We start from the raw sequence: 19,367 nt of genomic DNA on the forward strand, positions 1-19,367 counted from the left end.
TGAGGCCGCTATTGTCTAGAGTGAAATCGGAGCAACGCCGAGATCACCCATGAACAGTGTTCCGCACTCGCGCCGTCGCCACAGCCTCGCGCTGATCCCCCGCAGCGTCTGGGCCCTGGGTTTTGTCTCGCTACTGATGGATGTCTCTTCGGAGATGATCCACGCCCTCCTCCCGCTGTACATGGTCAGCGTGCTCGGCACCTTAGTGCTGGCCGTCGGCCTGATCAAGCCGATTGCGCAAGACCGAGGTGCCGGCATAGCAATAAGCATCCTGCCCTACCCCGTACTTATCCAACGTCAACGCTGCTTGCGGTATTTATGCAGCAGTTCCTCCCGGGTCGGGAGTTCACGCTCGGCCGCGTCCCGAGACACGCTGAACCCCTCTAGCCTCAGGCTGGCCAGGTAGTTGGAACGACGCGTCTTGGCGCAATAAGCCTTCTTGGTTTCCAGGCTGATCCCTTTCACCTTTACACACCTTGCTGGGTGAACACACCGCGATTATAGCGGATCGCAAGCAATGCCGTGCTATGTTCCCCTACGCCCTATGCTGGCACGGCCGGCTGTTGCTCCAGGAGCGACCAGCCCCCCTGCCCGTCCACCTCCAGGCGATGGGAATGGAACGCCGCCAGGGTGCTGCGGTGCCCGACGCTGACCAGCAGCGTCGCCGGCAACGCCTCACGCAGCAGCGAATACAAGGCATGCTCCAACCCTTCGTCCATGGCCGAAGTCGACTCGTCGAGGAACACCACCTGCGGCCGGTTGAACAGCACCCGGGAAAACGCCAGGCGCTGCTGTTCGCCAAGCGACAGGATGCGCGACCAGTCACGCGGCTCGTCCAGTCGCTCGGCCAAGTGGGCAAGATTGACCTGGCGCAGGGCCTGTTGCATGCGCGCATCGTCCCCAGGCTCGCCCTGCGCCGGATAGGCGATGGCGGTACGCAGGTCACCCAATGGCAGGTACGGACGTTGCGAGAGAAACAGCGCCTGAGTTCCCAACGGCCGCCTGACCTCACCGTCGGCATGGGGCCACAGGCCCGCCAGGGCGCGCAGCAAGGTGGTCTTGCCGCTGCCCGAAGGTCCCTTGATCAGCAGCGCCTGGCCGCTGTGCAGGTTCAGGTCGAGATCGGTGATCAGCGCGTGGCCGTCGGGCCGACGCACCTGCAAGCCATGAATGCCCAGCGCATGCGCCTGGTCCACAGTGGTCACCCGTGGCAACTCACTGGCCTGCTGATTGGCATCGAGAAACCCGGTCAGACGGTCGAGGGTGGCGCGATACTGGGCGAAGGTGTCGTAGGACTCCCGGAAGAACGACAGTGAATCCTGCACCTGACCGAAGGCCTGGGCGGTCTGCATCACGTCGCCGAGCTTGATCGCACCACTGAAAAAGCGCGGCGCCTGGAGGATGAACGGGAACACCACCGCCACCTGGCTTACACCCAGGTTGAACCCGCTGAACTTGAGGTTCCGGAATACCAGGGCCCAGGCGTTGCCGATCAAGGCGAAGAAACGCCCAAGCAAGGTGCCGCGCTCCACCTGCGCGCCCTGGTAGAAGGCGATGTTCTCGGCGTTCTCGCGCAAGCGCATGAGCGCGTAGCGGAAGTTGGCGGTAAGTTTTTCGTTGAGGAAATTCAGGCGGATCAGCGGCTGGCCGAGGCGAAAGGCGATCCAGGTGGCGATCAGCACATAGATGTAGACAGCAAACACCATCGCCCGGGGGATTTCGACGCCGGCCACGGCCAGTGGCGCCGACAGGCCCCAGAGAATGCCGGTGAACGCCACCAACGACACCACCGCGCCAACCGCCCCCAACGCCAGGGAAACGGAACCTGTGACAAAGTTGTTCACGTCCAGCTCGATACGCTGGTCGGGGTTATCCACGGGCTCTGCGAGAAACTGCCCACGGTAGTAGGCATCGCCGTGCATCCAGTCGGCGGTCAGGCGCTCGGTGAGCCACACCCGCCAGCGGATGTTAAACGCCTGGGTCACATAGAAGGTGAACAGCGAACGCAGTACATGGATGGTCGCCAGCACCGCGAACACCCCGAGCATGTACCAGAACGCCGTCTGGTCCAGGGCCTGCAAGGCACTGTAGAAACCGTTGTACCAGAACGAGAACAGCACGTTCAGGCGCACCGCGAACAACGTCAGCACCAGCAGCAGGGCGAAGGCCAGCAGCGGGCGCCAGCTGCGGCGCCAACTGAAATAAGGTCCGGCCAGGTGCCAGAACTGAGCACCCCAGCGGGTGCAGCGCACCGCCAGGAAGGCGGCGACGATGAAGCAGCCAAAGGTGACCAACGAGGCGATCGCCAGCCAGCTCAGGCTCGCTTGCAGGGCCTGGTGCCAGTTCATGTCCATGGTGGGCTTCCGTCAGGGTGTTTTTGCGAGCGTAGCACCGGCTATTCGTTAACCCTGCGAACATGACGGACATTTCATCCAAGCCATGCGCTGCGCCAACATTCTAATGCTGGCGATTGGATCAGGGCGGGAGCCCGCCGGCGGTCACAGGGCACCGCTGACGCGGCGCATCGCCGGCAAGCCGGCTCCCACAACGACCGCATCAGCCTCAAGCCATGCGCCATCCTGCGGGAGCAGGCGTGCTACGCCAGTGCCTCCCGTACCTTGGGGTCGAGCCCCTCCCCCGCGTGGGCCTCGTTCCACTCCAGTAACTGCCGGCGCATGGCCGGCGTCCAGAAGCTCTGCAGATGCTGCCTCACCCCCTGCACCGCCTTGGCATGATCCGGCTCACTGTCGAAGTAATGAGCGATCTGGTTGGCCATCTTGACCAGATTGTCGCTGCTCATGGGCGCACCTTCGCCTTTTCCGACTGACGCCGCTCCTTGAGCAAGCGCCGCTGCTCGTCACTGAAACTCTGATAGCGCTTCTGCCATTCCGACGGCTGGAACACCTTCACCACTTCCACTGCGGTGACCTTGTATTCCGGGCAGTTGGTGGCCCAGTCGGAGTTGTCGGTGGTGATCACGTTGGCCCCGGACTCGGGGAAGTGGAACGTTGTGTACACCACCCCCGGCGCCACCCGGCTGCTGACCCTGGCGCGCAGCACGCTCTGCCCGGAGCGGCTGCCCACGCCCACCCAATCGCCGTCGGCGATGCCGCGGCTCTCGGCGTCGCTGGGGTGGATCTCCAGGCGGTCCTCGTTGTGCCAGGCGACGTTGCCGGTACGCCGGGTCTGCGCGCCGACGTTGTACTGGCTGAGGATGCGCCCGGTGGTCAGCAGCAGCGGGTAGCGGCTGTTGACCTTCTCGTCGGTGGGCACATAACCGGTGAGCATGAAGCGCCCCCTGCCGCGCACGAACTGCTCGATGTGCATGGTCGGCGTGCCGTCGGGAGCGGCGTCGTTACATGGCCACTGCAGGCTGCCGTGGCGGTCGAGTTCGGCATAGCTGACCCGGCGGAACGTCGGGGTCAGGCGGGCGATCTCGTCCATGATCTGCGATGGATGCTGGTAGTCCATGTGATAGCCCAGGGCATCGGCCAAGGCCAGGGTCGCCTCCCAGTCGGCCTTGCCGGCCAGCGGTTCCATGACCTTGCGCACCCGCGAGATACGCCGCTCGGCATTGGTGAAGGTGCCGTCCTTCTCGAGGAACGAGCTGCCGGGCAGGAACACATGGGCGAACTTGGCCGTCTCGTTGAGGAAAATGTCCTGTACCACCACGCACTCCATCGCCAACAGCGCGGCGGTGACGTGCTGGGTATTGGGGTCGCTCTGGGCGATATCCTCGCCCTGGCAGTACAGCGCCTTGAAGCTGCCATCCAGCGCAGCCTCGAACATGTTGGGTATGCGCAGGCCCGGGTCGGGCTGCAGGGTCACGCCCCAGGCCTGCTCGAACTCGGCGCGCACGCTTTCGTTGGAGATGTGCCGGTAGCCGGGCAACTCGTGGGGGAACGAACCCATGTCGCACGAGCCCTGCACGTTGTTCTGCCCGCGCAGTGGGTTCACCCCCACCCCTTCGCGGCCGATGTTGCCGGTGGCCATGGCCAGGTTGGCGATGCCCATCACCGCAGTGCTGCCCTGGCTGTGCTCGGTCACGCCCAGGCCATAGTAGATCGCAGCATTGCCGCCGGTGGCGTACAGCCGGGCGGCGGCGCGGATCTGCTCGGCGGGCACGCCGCACACCGGGCCGAGCACTTCAGGGGCATTGTCGGGCTGGGCGACAAAATCGCGCCAGCGCGCGAAGTCCTCGGTTTCGCAGCGGGCATCGATGAAGCGCTGGTCGAGCAGGCCCTCGCTGACGATCACATGAGCCAGGGCGTTGAGCATGGCCACGTTGGTACCCGGACGCAGTTGCAGGTGCAGTTCGGCGCGGGCATGGGGTGAATCGACCAGATCGATGCGCCGTGGGTCGATGACGATCAGCCGCGCGCCCTGGCGCAGGCGGCGCTTGAGCTGCGAGCCGAACACCGGGTGGGCGTCGGTGGGGTTGGCGCCGATCACCAGCACCACGTCGGCCTGCATCACCGAGTCGAAGCTCTGGGTACCGGCGGACTCGCCCAGGGTCTGCTTGAGGCCATAGCCGGTAGGTGAATGGCAAACCCGCGCGCAGGTGTCGACGTTATTGTTGCCGAAGGCCGTGCGCACCATTTTCTGCACCAGGTACGCCTCTTCGTTGGTGCAGCGGCTGGAGGTGATCCCACCGATGGAATCACGCCCGTACTTGAGCTGGATGCGTCGCAACTCGCTGGCGGCATAAGTGACTGCCTCATCCCAGCTGACCTCTTGCCACGGATCCTCCAGGCGTTTGCGGATCATCGGCCTGGTGATGCGGTCCGGGTGCGTGGCATAGCCCCAGGCGAAGCGGCCCTTGACGCAGGCATGGCCGTGGTTGGCGCCGCCATTCTTGTCCGGGACCATGCGCACCAGCTGGTCGCCCTTCATCTCGGCGCGGAACGAGCAGCCCACGCCGCAATAGGCACAGGTGGTGATCACCGCGCGCTCGGGCTGGCCGAGCTGGATGAGGCTTTTCTCGCTCAGGGTCGCCGTCGGGCAGGCCTGCACGCAGGCGCCGCAGGACACGCATTCGGAGCTGAGGAAATCGTCACCGCCGGCCGCCGCCACCCGCGACTCGAAACCACGCCCGGTGATGGTCAGGGCGAAGGTGCCCTGGATGTCTTCGCAGGCACGCACGCAGCGACTGCAGACAATGCACTTGCTCGGCTCGTAGTCGAAGTACGGGTTGGACATATCCTTGTGTTCGTCCAGGTGATTGGCGCCGTCGTAGCCATAACGCACCTCGCGCAGCCCGACCTGGCCGGCGACGGTCTGTAGCTCGCAGTTGCCGTTGGCCGAACAGGTCAGGCAGTCCAGCGGATGGTCGGAGATATACAGTTCCATCACGTTGCGGCGCAGGTCGGCCAGGCGTGGCGTCTGCGTGCGCACCACCATGCCCTCTCCTACCGGGGTGGTGCAGGAGGCCGGGTAGCCGCGCATGCCATCGATCTCGACCATGCACATGCGGCACGAGCCGAAGGCCTCGAGGCTGTCGGTGGCGCACAGTTTGGGGATGCTGGCGCCGAGCATGGCCGCGGCGCGCATCACCGAGGTGCCGGCGGGCACACTGATCGAACGGCCGTCGATGACCAGGCTGACCTGCACCTCGCTGATGCGTTGCGGGGTACCCAGGTCGAGGTCGCTGCTGGGGTCGAAGTAATTGATCATTGCGCGGCCTCCAGGCCGAAATCGGCGGGGAAGTGCTTGAGGGCGCTGGCCACCGGGTACGGGGTCATCCCACCCATGGCGCACAGCGAGCCGTATTGCATCGTGTCGCACAGGTCGCGCAGCAACCCCGCCTGGCTTTCGCGGTAGGCCGGGTCGGTGCTGGCGATCAGCCGGTCGACCACTTCCACGCCTCGGGTCGAACCGATCCGGCACGGCGTGCACTTGCCGCAGGATTCTTCGGCGCAGAACTGCAGGGCGAAGCGGGCCATGCCGGCCATGTTCAGGGTGTCGTCGGCCAGTACCACGCCGCCATGGCCGAGCATCGCGCCAATGGCAGCGAAGGCCTCGTAGTCCAGCGGCGTGTCGAACTGTTCGGGCGGCACCCAGGCACCCAGCGGGCCGCCGACCTGCGCTGCCTTGATCGGCCGGCCACTGGCGGTGCCGCCACCGTAGCCATCCACCAGCTCGCGCAGGGTCAGGCCGAAAGCGCGCTCCACCAGCCCGCCATGGCGGATATTGCCGGCCAGCTGGAACGGCAGGGTGCCGAGCGAGCGGCCCATGCCGAAATCGCGGTAATAGGCCGCGCCCTTGGCCAGGATGATCGGTACCGAGGCCAGGGTGAGCACGTTGTGCACCAGCGTCGGTTGACCGAACAGGCCCTCCAGCGCCGGCAACGGGGGTTTTGCGCGGACGATGCCGCGCTTGCCCTCCAGGGATTCGAGCAGCGCGGTTTCCTCGCCACAGATATAGGCTCCCGCGCCGACCCGCACCTCCAGGTCGAAGGCCACGCCGCTGCCGGCGACATCCAGGTAACCGGCCTCGCGGGCCAGCAGGATCGCCTCGTTGAGCGCGCGCACGGCATCGGGGTACTCCGAGCGCACATAGATGTAGCCCTTGCTCGCCCCCACGGCGAGGCCGGCGATGATCATGCCCTCGATCAGCAGGAACGGGTCGCCCTCCATCAGCATGCGGTCGGCGAAGGTACCGGAGTCACCCTCGTCGGCGTTGCACACCACGTACTTCTGCCCGGCCGGCGCCTGGCGCACGGTGCGCCACTTGATGCCCGCCGGGAAGGCCGCGCCACCTCGGCCACGCAGGCCCGAATCGAGCACTGCCGCGACCACTTCGTCGCCGTCCAGCAGGGTGGCCTGGCGCAGCCCCTCGAAGCCACCGTTGGCGTGATAGTCATCCAGCGACAGCGGCCGGGTGATGCCGGCGCGAGCGAACAACAGGCGCTGCTGGGTTTTCAGGTAGGGAATGTCCTCGACCGGCCCCAGCGCCAGCGCATGGCCGGCGTGGTCGCCCGCCAGGGCATCGAGCAAACCGGGGACATCCTCGGGCGCTACCGGCCCGAAGCCCAGCCGGCCTTGCGCGGTGTCCAGTTCCACCAGCGGCTCCAGCCAATACAGGCCACGGGAGCTGGTGCGCTTGATGCGTATCGGCAGGTTGCGCTGCCCCGCCTCGCGGACCACCGCATCGGCCACTTGGTCGGCACCGACTGCACGGGCCAGCGAATCACAGGAGATGCACAGGTTCAACATGCCTTCACCTCCTCTCGGCAGCTCGCCACCAGCGCCCGCAGGCGCTCCGGGGTAACGCGGGCGTGGAGCTGGCCATCGAGCTCCAACGCCGGCGAGCAGGCACAGGCACCCAGGCAGTACACCGGGCGCAGGTCGAGCGCACCGTCTTCGCTGCGGCCGTGATCATCCAGCCCGAGCTGCTCGCGCAATTGCGCGGCCAGCGCCTCCGCGCCACGGCTCTGGCAGGACTCGGCGCGGCACAGGCGCAGGGTATGGCGGGCCGGCGGCGAGGTACGGAAATCGTGGTAGAAGCTGAGCACCCCGCGCACCTCGGCCTGGCTGAGGTTGAGGGCATGGGCGATCTCGGCGACGGCGATGTCAGGGATGTAGCCGGCGCCGGTCTGGATGGCGTGGAGAATCGGCAACAAGGCGCCGGGGGTGTCCTTTTCACGGGCCAGGACACGCTGGATCAACGGCAAGTGGTTCAACTCATCAGGCATACAGCAGACCTCGGCAACCCGGCCCGACCCTGATCGCGGGCCAGTGTCCGGCGGTGTTCAGCTGCGGTGCGCCTGCCGTGTCACGGTGGCGGCAAGCCAGGCACCCTCCTTGCCTGTGGCCATGCGTCTTGCTGCGCGCGGTCCACGGGCATCCTCAGAGCATGGCAGCTATTGCGCGAAGAGGTTGTGCGCGGGCGACCCGGCGCGTCCTGAAACCGACCAGTGGGAGATGCCATCATCGGTGGAGCGATCGTAACGTTGTGATCAGCCCGCTGCCACGCTGACGACGCTTGCTACGTCGCTGTCGCGACAGCGCAGCCGGTCAGTCCACGACCACATGCGGCAGGAACCGCGAGCTGTCCTTGGTAATCAAGGTGTCGTCTTCACGAATGCCGATCCCCGAGGCCAGATCACCGACCACCCACGAGCCGATCAAGGTGTAGCTGTCACCGAACTTCGGCAAAGGCGCGAAACCTTGCAGGATATACGGCGCATCGTCGTAGGGTCCGTCCTCGAACACCCGCTGGTCATCGGTGGTGCGGATATCCACGTTGGCCCCCTCGCGGGAGAAGTACGGCTTGCGCACCCAGCCCTTGGGCACCGGCCGCCGGGGGTCTTCGTCGAGGAAGGCCGGCAACAGGTTCGGGTGGCCCTCATGCCATTCCCACAACAACGGCAAGATGCCCTTGTTGGAGATCAGCGATTTCCACGCTGGCTCGACGAACTGGGTATCGCAACCGGCGATGGCCTGGCCGAAGTCCTCGTGGAAGATATGCTCCCAGGCGTGCAGCTTGAACAGGCGCGGGATCGGTCGGCCCTCGAGGTCGACGAAACGCCCCTCGTCGTTCAGACCGATATCCTCCAGGTCGATATGCCGGGTACTGATACCCACGTGCCCAGCCATCTTGCGCAGGAAATCAGTGGTGCCGCGGTCCTCGATCGAACCGCCGATGGCCGAGAAGTAGAACGGGCTTTCACGTTCGAAGGCGGCAAAAGCCCGCACCAGGTCTTCAGCCAGGGTGTTGAACTGGCTGGCATGGGCCGGCAGCACGCCGCGCTCGATCTGCTGCTCAAGCCAGATCAGCTGGAACGCCGCGGCTTCGTACAGCGAGGTCGGCGTGTCGTAGTTGGCCTCGATCAGCTTGGCTGGGCCCGTGCCGTCGTAACTGAAGTCGAAACGCCCGTAGAGGTGTGGATGCCCCTCCTTCCATGAACGACGCACCAGGTCGAAGAACGCCGGCGGAATCGCCAGGCGGGTCATCAGCGCTTCGCTGTCGACGATGCGCGCCACCGCGTCCAGGCACATCGCGTGCAGCTCCTGGGTGGGCGCCTCCAGGTCACGGCTGACCTGGGCCTCACTGAACTGGTAGTAACCGCGCTCATCCCAGTAGCGCTCACCGTCGATGGTGTGGAAGGCGAAGCCCTCACGCTCGGCGGTGGCGCACCAGTCCGGGCGTTCGTCGCAGTGGACCTTGCGCATGTTCAACCGCCGAAGCTGAAGCCGCCGCTGCTCTTGCCGCCCCAGCCGCTGCGCGCAGTGGCCTGGCTGCCGAAGCCGCCACGGGAGATCGACGAGGACACGCTGGAGCGGGTCGAGGTGCTGGACTTGTAGCTGCGGCCGCTGGAACTGCCGGAGTAGTAGCTGGAGTAGCTGCCACCGCTCTGCTGGGCCTGGTCTGAGCGCTCGAAGCGCTTGCCCTGGTCGATCTGCTGGCCGAGTGTGGTGCTGCGGTAGCCACCGCTGCTGTCACGGTACTGGTAGACCGGCTGCGAGTAGTACTGGCGATTGCCGCCGCTGAGTACCTGGCCAAGCAGCAGGCCGGTAAGCAGGCCGTTGAAATTGCTGCCGCCGCTGCTGGCCTGGCCGCTGTTCTCGACCTGGGCGCGGGCCGCATCGACCTGGGACTGGCTGACCTCGCCCGACACCGCCAGCTCGAAACCACCGAGGCGCGGCATGTAGCGGTTATCGCTGGTGACCTGGCAGTAGTCCGGCACGAAGTCAGCCTCGCAGGCAGCCTTGTCACCATAGGTCGGGGCGATGCGGCGGTGGTCGGCCAACGCCTGCATGTAGGCGTCGGAACACACGTCCACCGGCATCTTGTCATCGACACAGGCCTGGACGGTGGTGTAGTTGCTGCGCTTGCTGACCGTGTAGGTCTCCTCGGGCGCGCTGCACGCGGTGAGCGCCAGCGGCAGGGAACTGGCCAGCACCAGCTTGACGGAACTGCGTCTCATGTATGGCTCCTTGCGCGCAAACGGCTCAGACCGACGGGGTCATGCAGGCCGAATTGAGGAAGCCCACGCTGATCGCCACGGCGGCGGCGTAGATCGCGGCGGCCATCTCGCCCTTGGCGATGCGGCTGGCCAAGCCCTTGAGCACCAGGCTTGTGATCCCGAAGGCGAGCAGTTGCACCACGGCGGCGATCACCACCCAGACCACGAAGTCGAGCAGGCTGACGCTGTAGGCGATGATGTTGCTGGCCGGCAGCGAGAAACCGATCAGCGCACCGCCCAGGGCGATGGCCGCAGCGCTGTTGTTGTCGCGGATCAGGGCGAATTCGCGGTGCGGGGTAAGGTGCGTATAGATGAACTGGAACAGCCAGAACAGCACCAGCGCCACGCTGATGTAGAGAATGAAGCCGATCACTGCCTGGGCGTTGAGCGACATGCGAAGTGCGTCGAGCATGGTGAATCCTTGTCAGATGACGTTGAAGTCCGTTGATTGCAGGGTGACACCCACCGAAGTGGTCAGGCTGACATTGCCGTCCTCGTCTTCCTCCACCGACAGCAGGAGGAATTCGCGGCGGTCGGTCAGGCCGGTTTCGCGGGCATACAGCATCGACAGGTGCTGGATGCGGTAGCTGGTCTCGGGGCTGGTGACCCACTCGCTGATCGGCGTGAGCTCGGTCTGTCCCTCTTCGCTGCCCCACTGGCGAACGAACTCGTAGCCTTCGTGCTCGTAGTACGGCAGGCCGATGTTCGACTCGGGGCCGACCAGGCGCTTGAGTTCGGCGTCGCTGGTGACCGGCACCACGCTGTAATAACCGAACAGGATGATGTCACGGACATCGTCAGCGGACGCGCCGTTCATCACCACCTGCAGCCAGTAGTCCTCGTCTTCCATATAGAAGCGCGCCAGGCGCACCGACTGGCCTAGGTCGACTTCACCGACCGCCCAGACCACTTCCTGCTCGGGGACCTCCAGCTCGGAATGCCCGTCGAGCAGCAGTTTGAGCGAGCGATCGAGCTTGAGCATGCGCCCGCTACCCAGGCCAAATGGCTGGTTGCCTTGGGCCTGGCTACCGGCGGCAGGTTTGGGGGCTTCGAAGCCCATGAAGCGTTTCAACCAACCCACGGGGCATCTCCTGGGTGAAAGGGGGACGGAACAGGAGCCAATCGCGGAGCTGTAGCGAACAGGCTGGGCCTGTCGGGAGAAGGCGACATTGAAAATCCCTTGGGTCGCGGCAGTCCTTTGGCGGGGGCGACACGATACTGCTTTTCGTGCGCCCCGCCAACGGGTCTGGCGCGGGTTTCACGCCAGTGGACCAAGCCCGGTCAACGAATCACTCCGCCGGCTTGGCCGCCTTGGCCTTCAAGCGTGCCAGCACATCGTCGGCACCACTGTTACTGGCGCCGATCCCGGCCGACTTCAGGCGTGCTTCCAGATCGCTGCCGTCAGCCTTGCCTGCCAGTTCCGCCGCCGCTTCCAGCTCGGCGGCACGCTCCGTCTGACGCTTCTTGATGCGGTCCAGCGAGCCGACCGCCGTTTCCAGGCTGCCATTGGCACCACCGGTGGCCGAGGCCGCACTGACCTGGGCACGCTGCACGCTCTCGCGGGCCTTGACCAGGTCTACCTGCTGCTTGAGGCCCTTGATCTGCGCCTCGGTCTTGCTCACGGTTGCGGTCAGGGTCGTCACCGACGCACCGAACTGGTCGGCCAGCGCCTGCTCGCTGTCACGCTGGTTGGTCAGGTCGGCGATGCGCGCCGCGCACTCGTGGGCCAGGCCCTCCTCGCCCTTGTCCAGCGCGGCAATGGCCTTCTGCTCCCAGTCGCCGATGGTCTTGTCGAACTCGGTGATGCGCTGCTGCGCGGTCTTGTGCTTGGCCATGATCTTGACCAGCTGGTTGCGCGCATCGATCAGGTTGTTGTCCGCGTCGCGGATCTCCTGGTCGAGGATGCGCAGGGCCTGGGAGTCGACGATCGCCTCACCGACTTCCGAAGCGCCGCCACGCAGGGCGGTGACGATCTTTCTCAACAAACTCATGGTGCAATCTCCGGAATCAGTGGGTGAAGTAGTCTTCAAAATCTTCGGCGGCGGTGATGACGTTGTCGGCCAGGGTGTGGATCTCCTGGACGATATTGTCCAGCGACGAGGCCGCGCTCAGGGCGCCGAACATGGTGTACACCGACTCGCCCGAAGGCAGTGTGTGCAGGCCGATCGACGACAGCGGGAACACGTCGCGGGTGCGCAGCACCGCATCGTTGAATGCTGCGCGGTCTTTCACTTGGCTGGCTTCCACCAGCAGCGTATCGACCAGGATCTGCTCACCGGCCACGGCGATGTACAGCGGCAGGCCGTCCAGTTCGTTCATCACCAGCTTGAGGCTGGGCTCGGCGCCCTGTTGCAGGGACAGGCCGATCGACTCGTCACGCACCTCGTCCAGGCCTTGCAGGGCGCCGTGCAGCGTTTCGATCGTCCAGTGGGTGTGCTCGGTCATGAAATCCTCCGTTCTGACCTGTTTGCCCGCGTGGGGCTGACGTAAAGCCTTCTCGATGCCGCGCAGGGCGGCGGCGTGCTCGGGCAGGATCCACAGCTCACGCTTGACCAGGCCCGCGGCCTTGAGCCGGGCGCGCATGTCACGCATGTAGTCGGTGGAGCTTTTCTTGCCTGCCATCGAAGGGGTGTCCTTGTCTCACATGTGATGCACGTTACGCCTGGATCACGAGCTGCGCAAGCATCACATGTGAGGAGCGATGCCGGCGCGGTGCGCTCGCCCCAACTTATCCCGCCACTCGCGTCAGCCGCTGCAGCGCCTCGATCACCTGCGGATCACGCGTCTCGAGCACATCCATCTGGATCCTTGCGATCACCGCCTTGAGTAGCTCGGTTTGGCTCATCCGGGTTTGCCCCAGCAGCGTCAGGAAATCCTCGGCCATGTGCGCGTTGACCTTCATCGACAGCCGCCGCGTGGCTCCAGACGCCGGCAGCCCCCTCTGACGCCGCTGCGCGTCGAGTGCCTGGACGAAGGCCTCGTGGCCGGGTTGCAGACCCGCCCCCTGGCGGGCCTGCACCAGCCAATGGAAATAATGGGCGAGGAACAGCTTGCGCAAGTGTGCCCCCGCCTCGCTGCTGACCGCTTGCATCGCCGCGTCGAGCACATCGAGATACACCGCCGGCAGCCGCGCCTCGATGGACTTGAGCTGCTGCTTGCGCGCCTCGCGGATAGCCGGGGTGGACTGCGGCGGGATGGCCACCACCGTATCGCAGCCGTCGCACACGCCCACCAGGATGTCCCGTGCCACGCCCAGGCCATCACTGAAAGGCACGTCGCGCCGGGTGTAATGCATGGCGACCAATGCCTGGCAACGCTCGCACAGGGCCTGGCCGGTGTCGCCCTCGAACAGGATATTCATGCTTGGGTTACTCATTGGTGAACACTGATGAACCACGTCTGCGGCTCGATGAAATAGAACTTGATGTACCAGCCGGAGCGCCTGAGCACATGGACTTCGATGGCTGGCACGGCATGGTGTGGGCTGCAGCTGTAGTGAGTGCCATTGCAAGCACGGATGACATCGATGACATCGCCCGCACTGACCGCGCCAAGGGCCAACAGGTTCTTTACCTCGATATCGCCCCGCGCTGCATGCAGGTACCTCCCGGATTCGAGCGCGGCAATCACCGCGCTCCTGGCTGCCTTGAAGCCTTTTGGCATGACCCCTCCCTGGCATTACGAAAATCATCGTACATTTTTCCAGCCAAATCCAGCTTGCGCTTCGACTCAGCCGACCAACGGCGCTGTCACACACCGATGAAACCTGGGCATGAACTATGGCCGCGGGCGCGAAAGTGTGTGGCCTGGATATGTAACCGGCGCTTTCGGGGAAATACAGCGTGTTTCGCACGATCCTTGCCGACTCGATGATGGCCCGCTGATCCGTGCGCCTCGATTGCCAGTTAATGCACTGCGATAGCTAGGGCTGGCTGTCAAACGGCGATCCCGGAAACAGCATTGACGCCTTCCAGCGTCGCGAAGGACATATCCTTTGCCGTGAGCAGGAAGTCGCTGACATAAGGCACTTCGAGCATGTCGCTGCGGACCGCCGCATACAGTTTTGCCTGCAGCCCCTTCTCTCCCAGGCGCTTGGTGGTCACGTATCCACGCGAGCTGTATTCATGCACGGCCCAGTTTGGCAGGCAGCACACACCGCGGCCGCTGGCCACCAGTTGCATCATCATGATCGTCAGCTCCGAGGTGCGTACTTGCGCCGGCTCGACGTCGGCCGGGTCAAGGAAGCGGGTGAAGATGTCCAGCCTGTTGCGCTCGATCGGGTAGGTGATCAGCGTCTGGCTACCAATATCGGCGGGCTCGAGGTACGGCTTTGCACACAAGGCGTGATGATTATCGATGGCCAGCAGTGCCTCATAGCCGAACAGTGGCACGTAGGTGATCCCCGGCAACTTTACCGGGTCGGACGTCACCACCAGGTCCAGATCGCCCCGCTCCAACGCCGGCAGTGGCGCGAATGAAAACCCCGACGCCAGGTCCAGCTCGACCTCCGGCCAGGCACCGCGAAATTCGTCCACCGACGGCATCAGCCATTGATAGCAGCTGTGGCACTCGATCGCGATGTGTAGCCGCCCGGCCGTACCGCCCGCCAGCTTGCCCAGGTCCCGCTCGGTGGCGCGGATCTGCGGCAGCACCTGCTCGGCCAGTTCCAGCAGCTTGAGACCGGCGCTGGTAAAGCGCACCGGCTTGGACTTGCGCACGAACAGCGGCATGCCAATCCGGTCTTCCAGCTCACGGAACTGGTGCGACAGCGCCGACTGGGTCAGGTGCAGCCGCTCGGCGGCTTCGTACAGGCTGTCGGTTTCGCGCAAGGCATGGATGGTGCGCAGGTGCCTCAGATCGATCATGAGAAAAACTACACTTGTATGCAAAAAAAATGAGTTTGTCTCATGACACCTTGATCTTTGACAATCCCCCCATCGATTTTGCGTAAGCGAGAAAGGCAGCCTGGCATGGCGCGTGCGTCTTGGCGGCAGCCATGCATCTCAACCCTGGCCTTTCTTGCCTCGCTTCAGACATCAGGGCACACGACCACCATGAATAACGAGATTGCATTCACCCTCAAGCGTATTTGTTTCGATGAGCACTACCAGCCTTCGGACAAGACCCGCACCACCACCAACTTTGCCAACCTGGCCAGGGGCAAGAGCCGCCAGGAGAATCTGCGCAATACCTTGAGGATGATCGACAACCGCTTCAATGCCTTGGCGCACTGGGATAACCCCAAAGGCGACCGCTACACGGTCGAGCTCGACATCATTTCAGTGGAAATGGATATCGGCCTCTCGGGCACTGCCCCTGCCCTGCCCTTGATTGAAATATTGAAAACGACGGTGGTCGATCGACAAACCAACGAGCGTATCGACGGCATGGTCGGCAATAATTTTTCCTCGTACGTGCGCGATTACGATTTCAGCGTGCTGTTGCAGGGGCATAACAAGGACCGGCAAACCTTCAGCACACCCGAAGATTTCGGAGACCTGCACGGAAAACTGTTCAAGTGCTTCGTGAGTTCGAGCGCCTACAAGGAGCATTTCAGCAAGCCCCCCGTCATCTGCCTGAGCGTCTCGAGCAGCAAGGTTTATCACCGCACGGAAAACCAGCACCCGGTCCTGGGCGTGGAATACCTGCAGGCTGAATACTCGCTGACCGATGAGTACTTCAAGAAGATGGGTTTGAAGGTGCGCTACTTCATGCCGCCCAACAGTGCCGCGCCGCTGGCGTTCTATTTTGCCGGCGATTTGCTGGGCGACTACACCAACCTGGAACTGATCAGCACCATCAGCACGATGGACACCTTCCAGAAAATCTACCGGCCTGAAATCTACAACGCGAACTCCGCCGCCGGCAAAACCTACCAGCCCAGCTTGCACCACCAGGACTACTCGCTGACGCGCATCGTTTACGACCGCGAAGAGCGCAGCCGGCTGGCTGTCGAACAGGGGAAGTTTGCGCAAGAGCATTTCATCAAGCCCTACCAGGCGATCCTCGAGCAGTGGTCCGCCCGTTGCGCGCTTTGACTCAACAAGACACAAGGTTTTCCAGTATGAAAAAGCTGTTACCCACCTCCACTGCCGGCAGCCTGCCCAAACCCGCCTGGCTCGCTGAACCTGAGAAGCTCTGGTCGCCCTGGAAGCTGGAGGGTGATGAACTGGTCGAGGGCAAGCAAGACGCGCTGCGCTTGTCCTTGCAAGAGCAACAGCACGCCGGTATCGATATCGTCAGCGATGGCGAACAGACACGTCAGCATTTCGTCACGACCTTCATCGAACACCTCGACGGTGTCGATTTCGAGAAGCGCGAGACGGTCAGAATCCGCGATCGCTACGATGCGAGCGTGCCGACGGTCGTAGGCGCTGTTGCGCGCCGCAAGCCTGTGTTCGTCGATGACGCCAGGTTCTTGCGTCAGCAAACCTCGCAACCCATCAAGTGGGCGTTGCCAGGCCCCATGACGATGATTGACACACTGTATGACGCCCACTACAAAAGCCGCGAAAAACTGGCCTGGGAATTCGCCAAGATCCTCAACCAGGAAGCCCGCGAACTCGAAGCGGCGGGTGTCGACATCATCCAGTTCGACGAACCCGCCTTCAACGTGTTCTTCGACGAGGTCAATGACTGGGGCGTGGCCACCCTGGAGCGCGCCATCGAAGGGCTCAAGTGCGAAACCGCCGTGCACATTTGCTACGGCTACGGCATCAAGGCCAACACCGACTGGAAAAAGACCCTCGGCTCGGAATGGCGCCAATACGAAGAAGCCTTCCCCAAGCTGCAGAAATCCAGCATCGATATCGTCTCGCTGGAGTGCCACAACTCCCACGTGCCGATGGACCTGATCGAGCTTATCCGTGGCAAGAAAGTGATGGTTGGCGCCATCGATGTCGCCAACCACGCCATTGAAACCCCCGAGGAAGTTGCCAATACCCTGCGCAAGGCCCTGCAGTTCGTCGACGCCGACAAGCTCTACCCTTGCACCAACTGCGGGATGGCGCCCCTGCCGCGCCAGGTGGCAAGAGGCAAGCTCAATGCGTTGAGCGTGGGCGCGGAGATTGTTCGCAGAGAACTGGCAAACCAGCGCTGAGCCCAGGTCGGAGGTAACAGGCGAAGGCCCGGACAGATGCGGGCCTTCCCACACCTTCGAGCGGCACCCACACCCAGGACCTACTATGTCACTCCCTATCGAGCCATCGAGCTTTCGCGAAGCGCTCGGGCACTACGCCTCCGGTATCACGGTCATTACATCGCACACCGATGACGAGCCGATCGGCTTCACTTGCCAGTCGTTCTACAGCGTGTCGATGAACCCGCCACTGGTGTCATTCAGCGTGATGGCCAGTTCGGCCAGCTACCCCAGGATTCGCCAGGCCGGTCGCTTCGCGGTCAACATCCTGGCGGGTGAGCAGATCGAGATTTCCAACCAGTTCGCGCGGCGCGGCACGGACAAGTGGCACAAGGTGCAATGGCAACCGTCACCGCTGGGCAATCCGATCATTACCGGTAGCCTGCACTGGATCGATTGCGAGATTCACGCTGAACACGCCGCGGGCGATCACCTGATCGTCATCGGTGAAGTGAAGGCGTTGAACCTGCAGCAAACCACGTCCTCGCAGCCTTTGCTGTATTTCAAGGGGCAGTATTGCAACCTCGCGGCGCAGGGTGCGACGAGCGCCTGACGCTATCGCCAACAAGCCATGGCCATCAGAACAGCCCACCCATGGTCAACGCCAGGCCACCGCCCGCCTGCACGCCGATGTTGAACCCGGCGGAGAAGATCACGCCCTTGGCCGAGCGCAGCAGGCGCGGCAAGGTTTCCTGCGGCAGGAACGCGCCGCCGCCACCAATCGCGGCGGTACCCAGGACCAATAGCTTGGGATCCAGGCCGAACAGCACGCCCGAGCCGCTGCCACCGCCAACCAGGCCCAGCCCGCCTTCGAGGAACACGCACCCGCCCTTGAAGTCGTCGCGCACCAGGCCCCGGGCCGCGACCGATTCGGCCACCAGCACCGTGCCGACCGCCGGGAAGTCTTCATTGGCGCCGACCGCACCCACGCTCTTGCCCGCCACCAGCAAGTTGATCTTGCCTACCCGCGGCAAGCGTGCGCCTACGCCAACACCGACCCCGAGCGAGCCATAGCGAAACTGCTGCTCGGCCTGGTTGGGATCGGTCAGGGTCAACAAGCCACCGTTGGCGGCGGCAAACATCACCGTCAACCCACCCCCGCTGGCAGTCTTGTATTTCCAGTCGCTGACACTCAGCGGCAATGTGATCTGCATGTGCACCTCCGTGTAGTGGCAGCGCCATTCGACGCCGGCCAATCCCTGTGTCCAGATCGACAGCAGCATAGCAACCCGCGCATAGCCAAGCCCATAGCTCCAATTAGCTATTGCCTGGCGCTTGCAAGGCATCTACGCCTCCTGGCCGGCTATCAACAGGCGCCGATATCAAGCGCCGACGCTGCGAGCCTCGCCAACTCGAGCCGACCGCCTGGCTCGATACCGTCTTCGAGCATCCAGGTCACCGACAACCCAGTCCATGCAAGCACCCATTGCAGAAGCCTGCGACGATCAATACCGGAAGCGTCCGAGATCAGCGCTATCCGGCGCGCAAAGCATCCAGGTGCCAGCGCACTCGCCTCGTCTGGGTTGCATAAAATATTGGCATAGTCGAAGCCCCGTTCACCGTGCAGCCCCTTGGGATCGATGGCGAGCCATCCCGCCTCGTCGAAATCAAGCACATTGCCGTGATGAATGTCGCCGTGCAGCACTCCCACGTCGCGGGGAGCCGCCAACAACGCCCTTGCAGCCGCTGCACAGTGCGCAAGAACCCCGGCGTGAGCTGCCGCTGCGCTCCACAGCGCGGCGAACCATTGCTCCAGCGGAACCAGTGCAGGCACAGGCTTGCAACGTGGCGCATGCAGGCGCGCCGCCACGGCACAGAGAATGCGCGTGGCCTCGTCATCCCTGCCATCTGCGACCATCTGTGCAAGTGACGCCGAACCTTGCGCCCGCTTCATCAGCAATGCCTCGCCGGCATGGGCCAGCACAGGGGCTGCACCTTCGCCTGCCCACCAGGCCATCAGCTGGCTGCCGGCCTGCTCTTCCGGCGCCTGCGAGACTTTCAGCATCGCCGGTGTATCGCCTTGGCGAACGGGCAATAGATTGCCATTGAGTGAAACGAAAGCCTCCCCATCGATGGTCAGCCCCCACTGCTTCAGGTATCGATCAAACATAGGCTCGCTGGTACTCACGCTTTCCATTTAATATGCCGTTTGCTCCTGTGGACCTAGGGTCTGTACGAAATGTGTCTGCGCGAAGGCCAGACAAGGCGAAACGGGGGGAGGAAGCGGAGTGTACTGGAGTACATGAGCATTCCGAGCCCCGT

The 19,367-nt window shown here is 63.8% G+C and carries 20 protein-coding genes and 2 pseudogenes; 4 read left to right on the forward strand and 18 right to left on the reverse strand.

The features are described from left to right. Positions 1–49 precede the first annotated feature (49 nt). Positions 50–241: pseudogene (locus tag DFS21_RS27055) on the forward strand (MFS transporter); the annotation flags it as partial. Here the strand turns inward: DFS21_RS27055 and DFS21_RS27060 are convergent. The 16 genes and pseudogenes from DFS21_RS27060 to DFS21_RS20570 form a co-directional block, all read right to left on the reverse strand. After that, positions 215–295: pseudogene (locus DFS21_RS27060) on the reverse strand (cell filamentation protein Fic); the annotation flags it as partial. The pseudogenes DFS21_RS27055 and DFS21_RS27060 sit on opposite strands and share 27 nt — an antisense overlap. Positions 296–297: 2 nt before the next feature. After that, complete coding sequence (locus DFS21_RS20500; protein ID WP_102684523.1) at positions 298–465, reverse strand: YhfG family protein; 168 nt, start codon at positions 463–465, stop codon at positions 298–300. A 77-nt stretch (positions 466–542) separates the two neighbouring features. Beyond that, entirely contained in the window at positions 543–2,354 is a 1,812-nt protein-coding gene (locus DFS21_RS20505) for an ABC transporter ATP-binding protein/permease (RefSeq protein ID WP_111532999.1), read from the reverse strand. A gap of 242 nt (positions 2,355–2,596) precedes the next feature. Continuing rightward, positions 2,597–2,800: a formate dehydrogenase subunit delta gene (locus DFS21_RS20510; RefSeq protein WP_110698669.1), complete on the reverse strand. Its 204-nt coding sequence runs from the start codon at positions 2,798–2,800 to the stop codon at positions 2,597–2,599. Continuing rightward, complete coding sequence (gene fdhF / locus DFS21_RS20515; RefSeq protein ID WP_111533000.1) at positions 2,797–5,673, reverse strand: formate dehydrogenase subunit alpha; 2,877 nt, start codon at positions 5,671–5,673, stop codon at positions 2,797–2,799. Before fdhF ends, DFS21_RS20510 begins: the two co-directional genes overlap by 4 nt. Beyond that, on the reverse strand, positions 5,670–7,214 hold the full coding sequence (locus DFS21_RS20520) for an NADH-quinone oxidoreductase subunit NuoF (RefSeq protein WP_111533001.1): 1,545 nt from the start codon (positions 7,212–7,214) through the stop codon (positions 5,670–5,672). The genes fdhF and DFS21_RS20520 overlap by 4 nt, the downstream gene beginning before the upstream one ends. Beyond that, positions 7,208–7,693 carry a formate dehydrogenase subunit gamma gene (locus DFS21_RS20525; protein WP_110698675.1) on the reverse strand — a complete coding sequence of 162 codons (486 nt, stop codon included), beginning with the start codon at positions 7,691–7,693 and terminating at the stop codon, positions 7,208–7,210. The genes DFS21_RS20520 and DFS21_RS20525 overlap by 7 nt, the downstream gene beginning before the upstream one ends. Positions 7,694–8,015: 322 nt before the next feature. Continuing rightward, positions 8,016–9,173 (reverse strand): glutathionylspermidine synthase family protein, encoded by a 1,158-nt coding sequence (locus DFS21_RS20530; protein ID WP_110698677.1) that lies wholly within the window; start codon positions 9,171–9,173, stop codon positions 8,016–8,018. A gap of 2 nt (positions 9,174–9,175) precedes the next feature. Then, positions 9,176–9,928, reverse strand: coding sequence for a DUF1190 domain-containing protein (locus tag DFS21_RS20535; protein ID WP_062359546.1), 753 nt, complete (start codon positions 9,926–9,928; stop codon positions 9,176–9,178). Between the two features lie 25 nt (positions 9,929–9,953). Next, the gene (locus DFS21_RS20540; protein ID WP_023631082.1) at positions 9,954–10,379 is read right to left on the reverse strand and encodes a DUF350 domain-containing protein; all 426 of its coding nucleotides are present in this window, start codon (positions 10,377–10,379) and stop codon (positions 9,954–9,956) included. 12 nt (positions 10,380–10,391) lie between these two features. Further along, positions 10,392–11,048: a DUF2491 family protein gene (locus tag DFS21_RS20545; RefSeq protein ID WP_178082045.1), complete on the reverse strand. Its 657-nt coding sequence runs from the start codon at positions 11,046–11,048 to the stop codon at positions 10,392–10,394. A 208-nt stretch (positions 11,049–11,256) separates the two neighbouring features. After that, positions 11,257–11,958, reverse strand: a complete 702-nt coding sequence (locus DFS21_RS20550) for a PspA/IM30 family protein (RefSeq protein ID WP_046856319.1) — start codon at positions 11,956–11,958, stop codon at positions 11,257–11,259. 16 nt (positions 11,959–11,974) lie between these two features. Next, on the reverse strand, positions 11,975–12,589 hold the full coding sequence (locus DFS21_RS20555; RefSeq protein WP_110698679.1) for a YjfI family protein: 615 nt from the start codon (positions 12,587–12,589) through the stop codon (positions 11,975–11,977). Between the two features lie 106 nt (positions 12,590–12,695). After that, complete coding sequence (locus DFS21_RS20560; RefSeq protein WP_110698681.1) at positions 12,696–13,328, reverse strand: hypothetical protein; 633 nt, start codon at positions 13,326–13,328, stop codon at positions 12,696–12,698. A gap of 11 nt (positions 13,329–13,339) precedes the next feature. After that, on the reverse strand, positions 13,340–13,630 hold the full coding sequence (locus DFS21_RS20565; protein ID WP_110698683.1) for a hypothetical protein: 291 nt from the start codon (positions 13,628–13,630) through the stop codon (positions 13,340–13,342). 272 nt (positions 13,631–13,902) lie between these two features. Beyond that, a complete protein-coding gene (locus DFS21_RS20570) occupies positions 13,903–14,832 on the reverse strand; it encodes a LysR family transcriptional regulator (protein ID WP_110698685.1) in 930 nt (309 codons plus the stop codon). A gap of 189 nt (positions 14,833–15,021) precedes the next feature. Here DFS21_RS20570 and DFS21_RS20575 point away from each other — a divergent pair, with 189 nt between their 5' ends. From DFS21_RS20575 to DFS21_RS20585, 3 genes are all read left to right on the forward strand, one after another. Further along, entirely contained in the window at positions 15,022–16,005 is a 984-nt protein-coding gene (locus DFS21_RS20575) for a DUF1852 domain-containing protein (protein ID WP_110698687.1), read from the forward strand. A gap of 26 nt (positions 16,006–16,031) precedes the next feature. After that, positions 16,032–17,066, forward strand: coding sequence for a methionine synthase (locus DFS21_RS20580; protein ID WP_111533002.1), 1,035 nt, complete (start codon positions 16,032–16,034; stop codon positions 17,064–17,066). 85 nt (positions 17,067–17,151) lie between these two features. Continuing rightward, positions 17,152–17,658, forward strand: a complete 507-nt coding sequence (locus DFS21_RS20585; protein WP_111533003.1) for a flavin reductase family protein — start codon at positions 17,152–17,154, stop codon at positions 17,656–17,658. Positions 17,659–17,683: 25 nt separating this feature from the next. Here the strand turns inward: DFS21_RS20585 and DFS21_RS20590 are convergent, their stop codons facing one another. Together DFS21_RS20590 and DFS21_RS20595 are read right to left on the reverse strand one after the other, a co-directional pair. Further along, complete coding sequence (locus DFS21_RS20590) at positions 17,684–18,259, reverse strand: hypothetical protein (RefSeq protein WP_111533013.1); 576 nt, start codon at positions 18,257–18,259, stop codon at positions 17,684–17,686. Between the two features lie 152 nt (positions 18,260–18,411). Then, complete coding sequence (locus tag DFS21_RS20595) at positions 18,412–19,215, reverse strand: aminoglycoside phosphotransferase family protein (RefSeq protein ID WP_111533014.1); 804 nt, start codon at positions 19,213–19,215, stop codon at positions 18,412–18,414. Positions 19,216–19,367: the final 152 nt, after the last annotated feature.

It is taken from the genome of Pseudomonas sp. 2848 (genome assembly GCF_003253945.1).
Taxonomy (GTDB): Bacteria; Pseudomonadota; Gammaproteobacteria; order Pseudomonadales; family Pseudomonadaceae; genus Aquipseudomonas.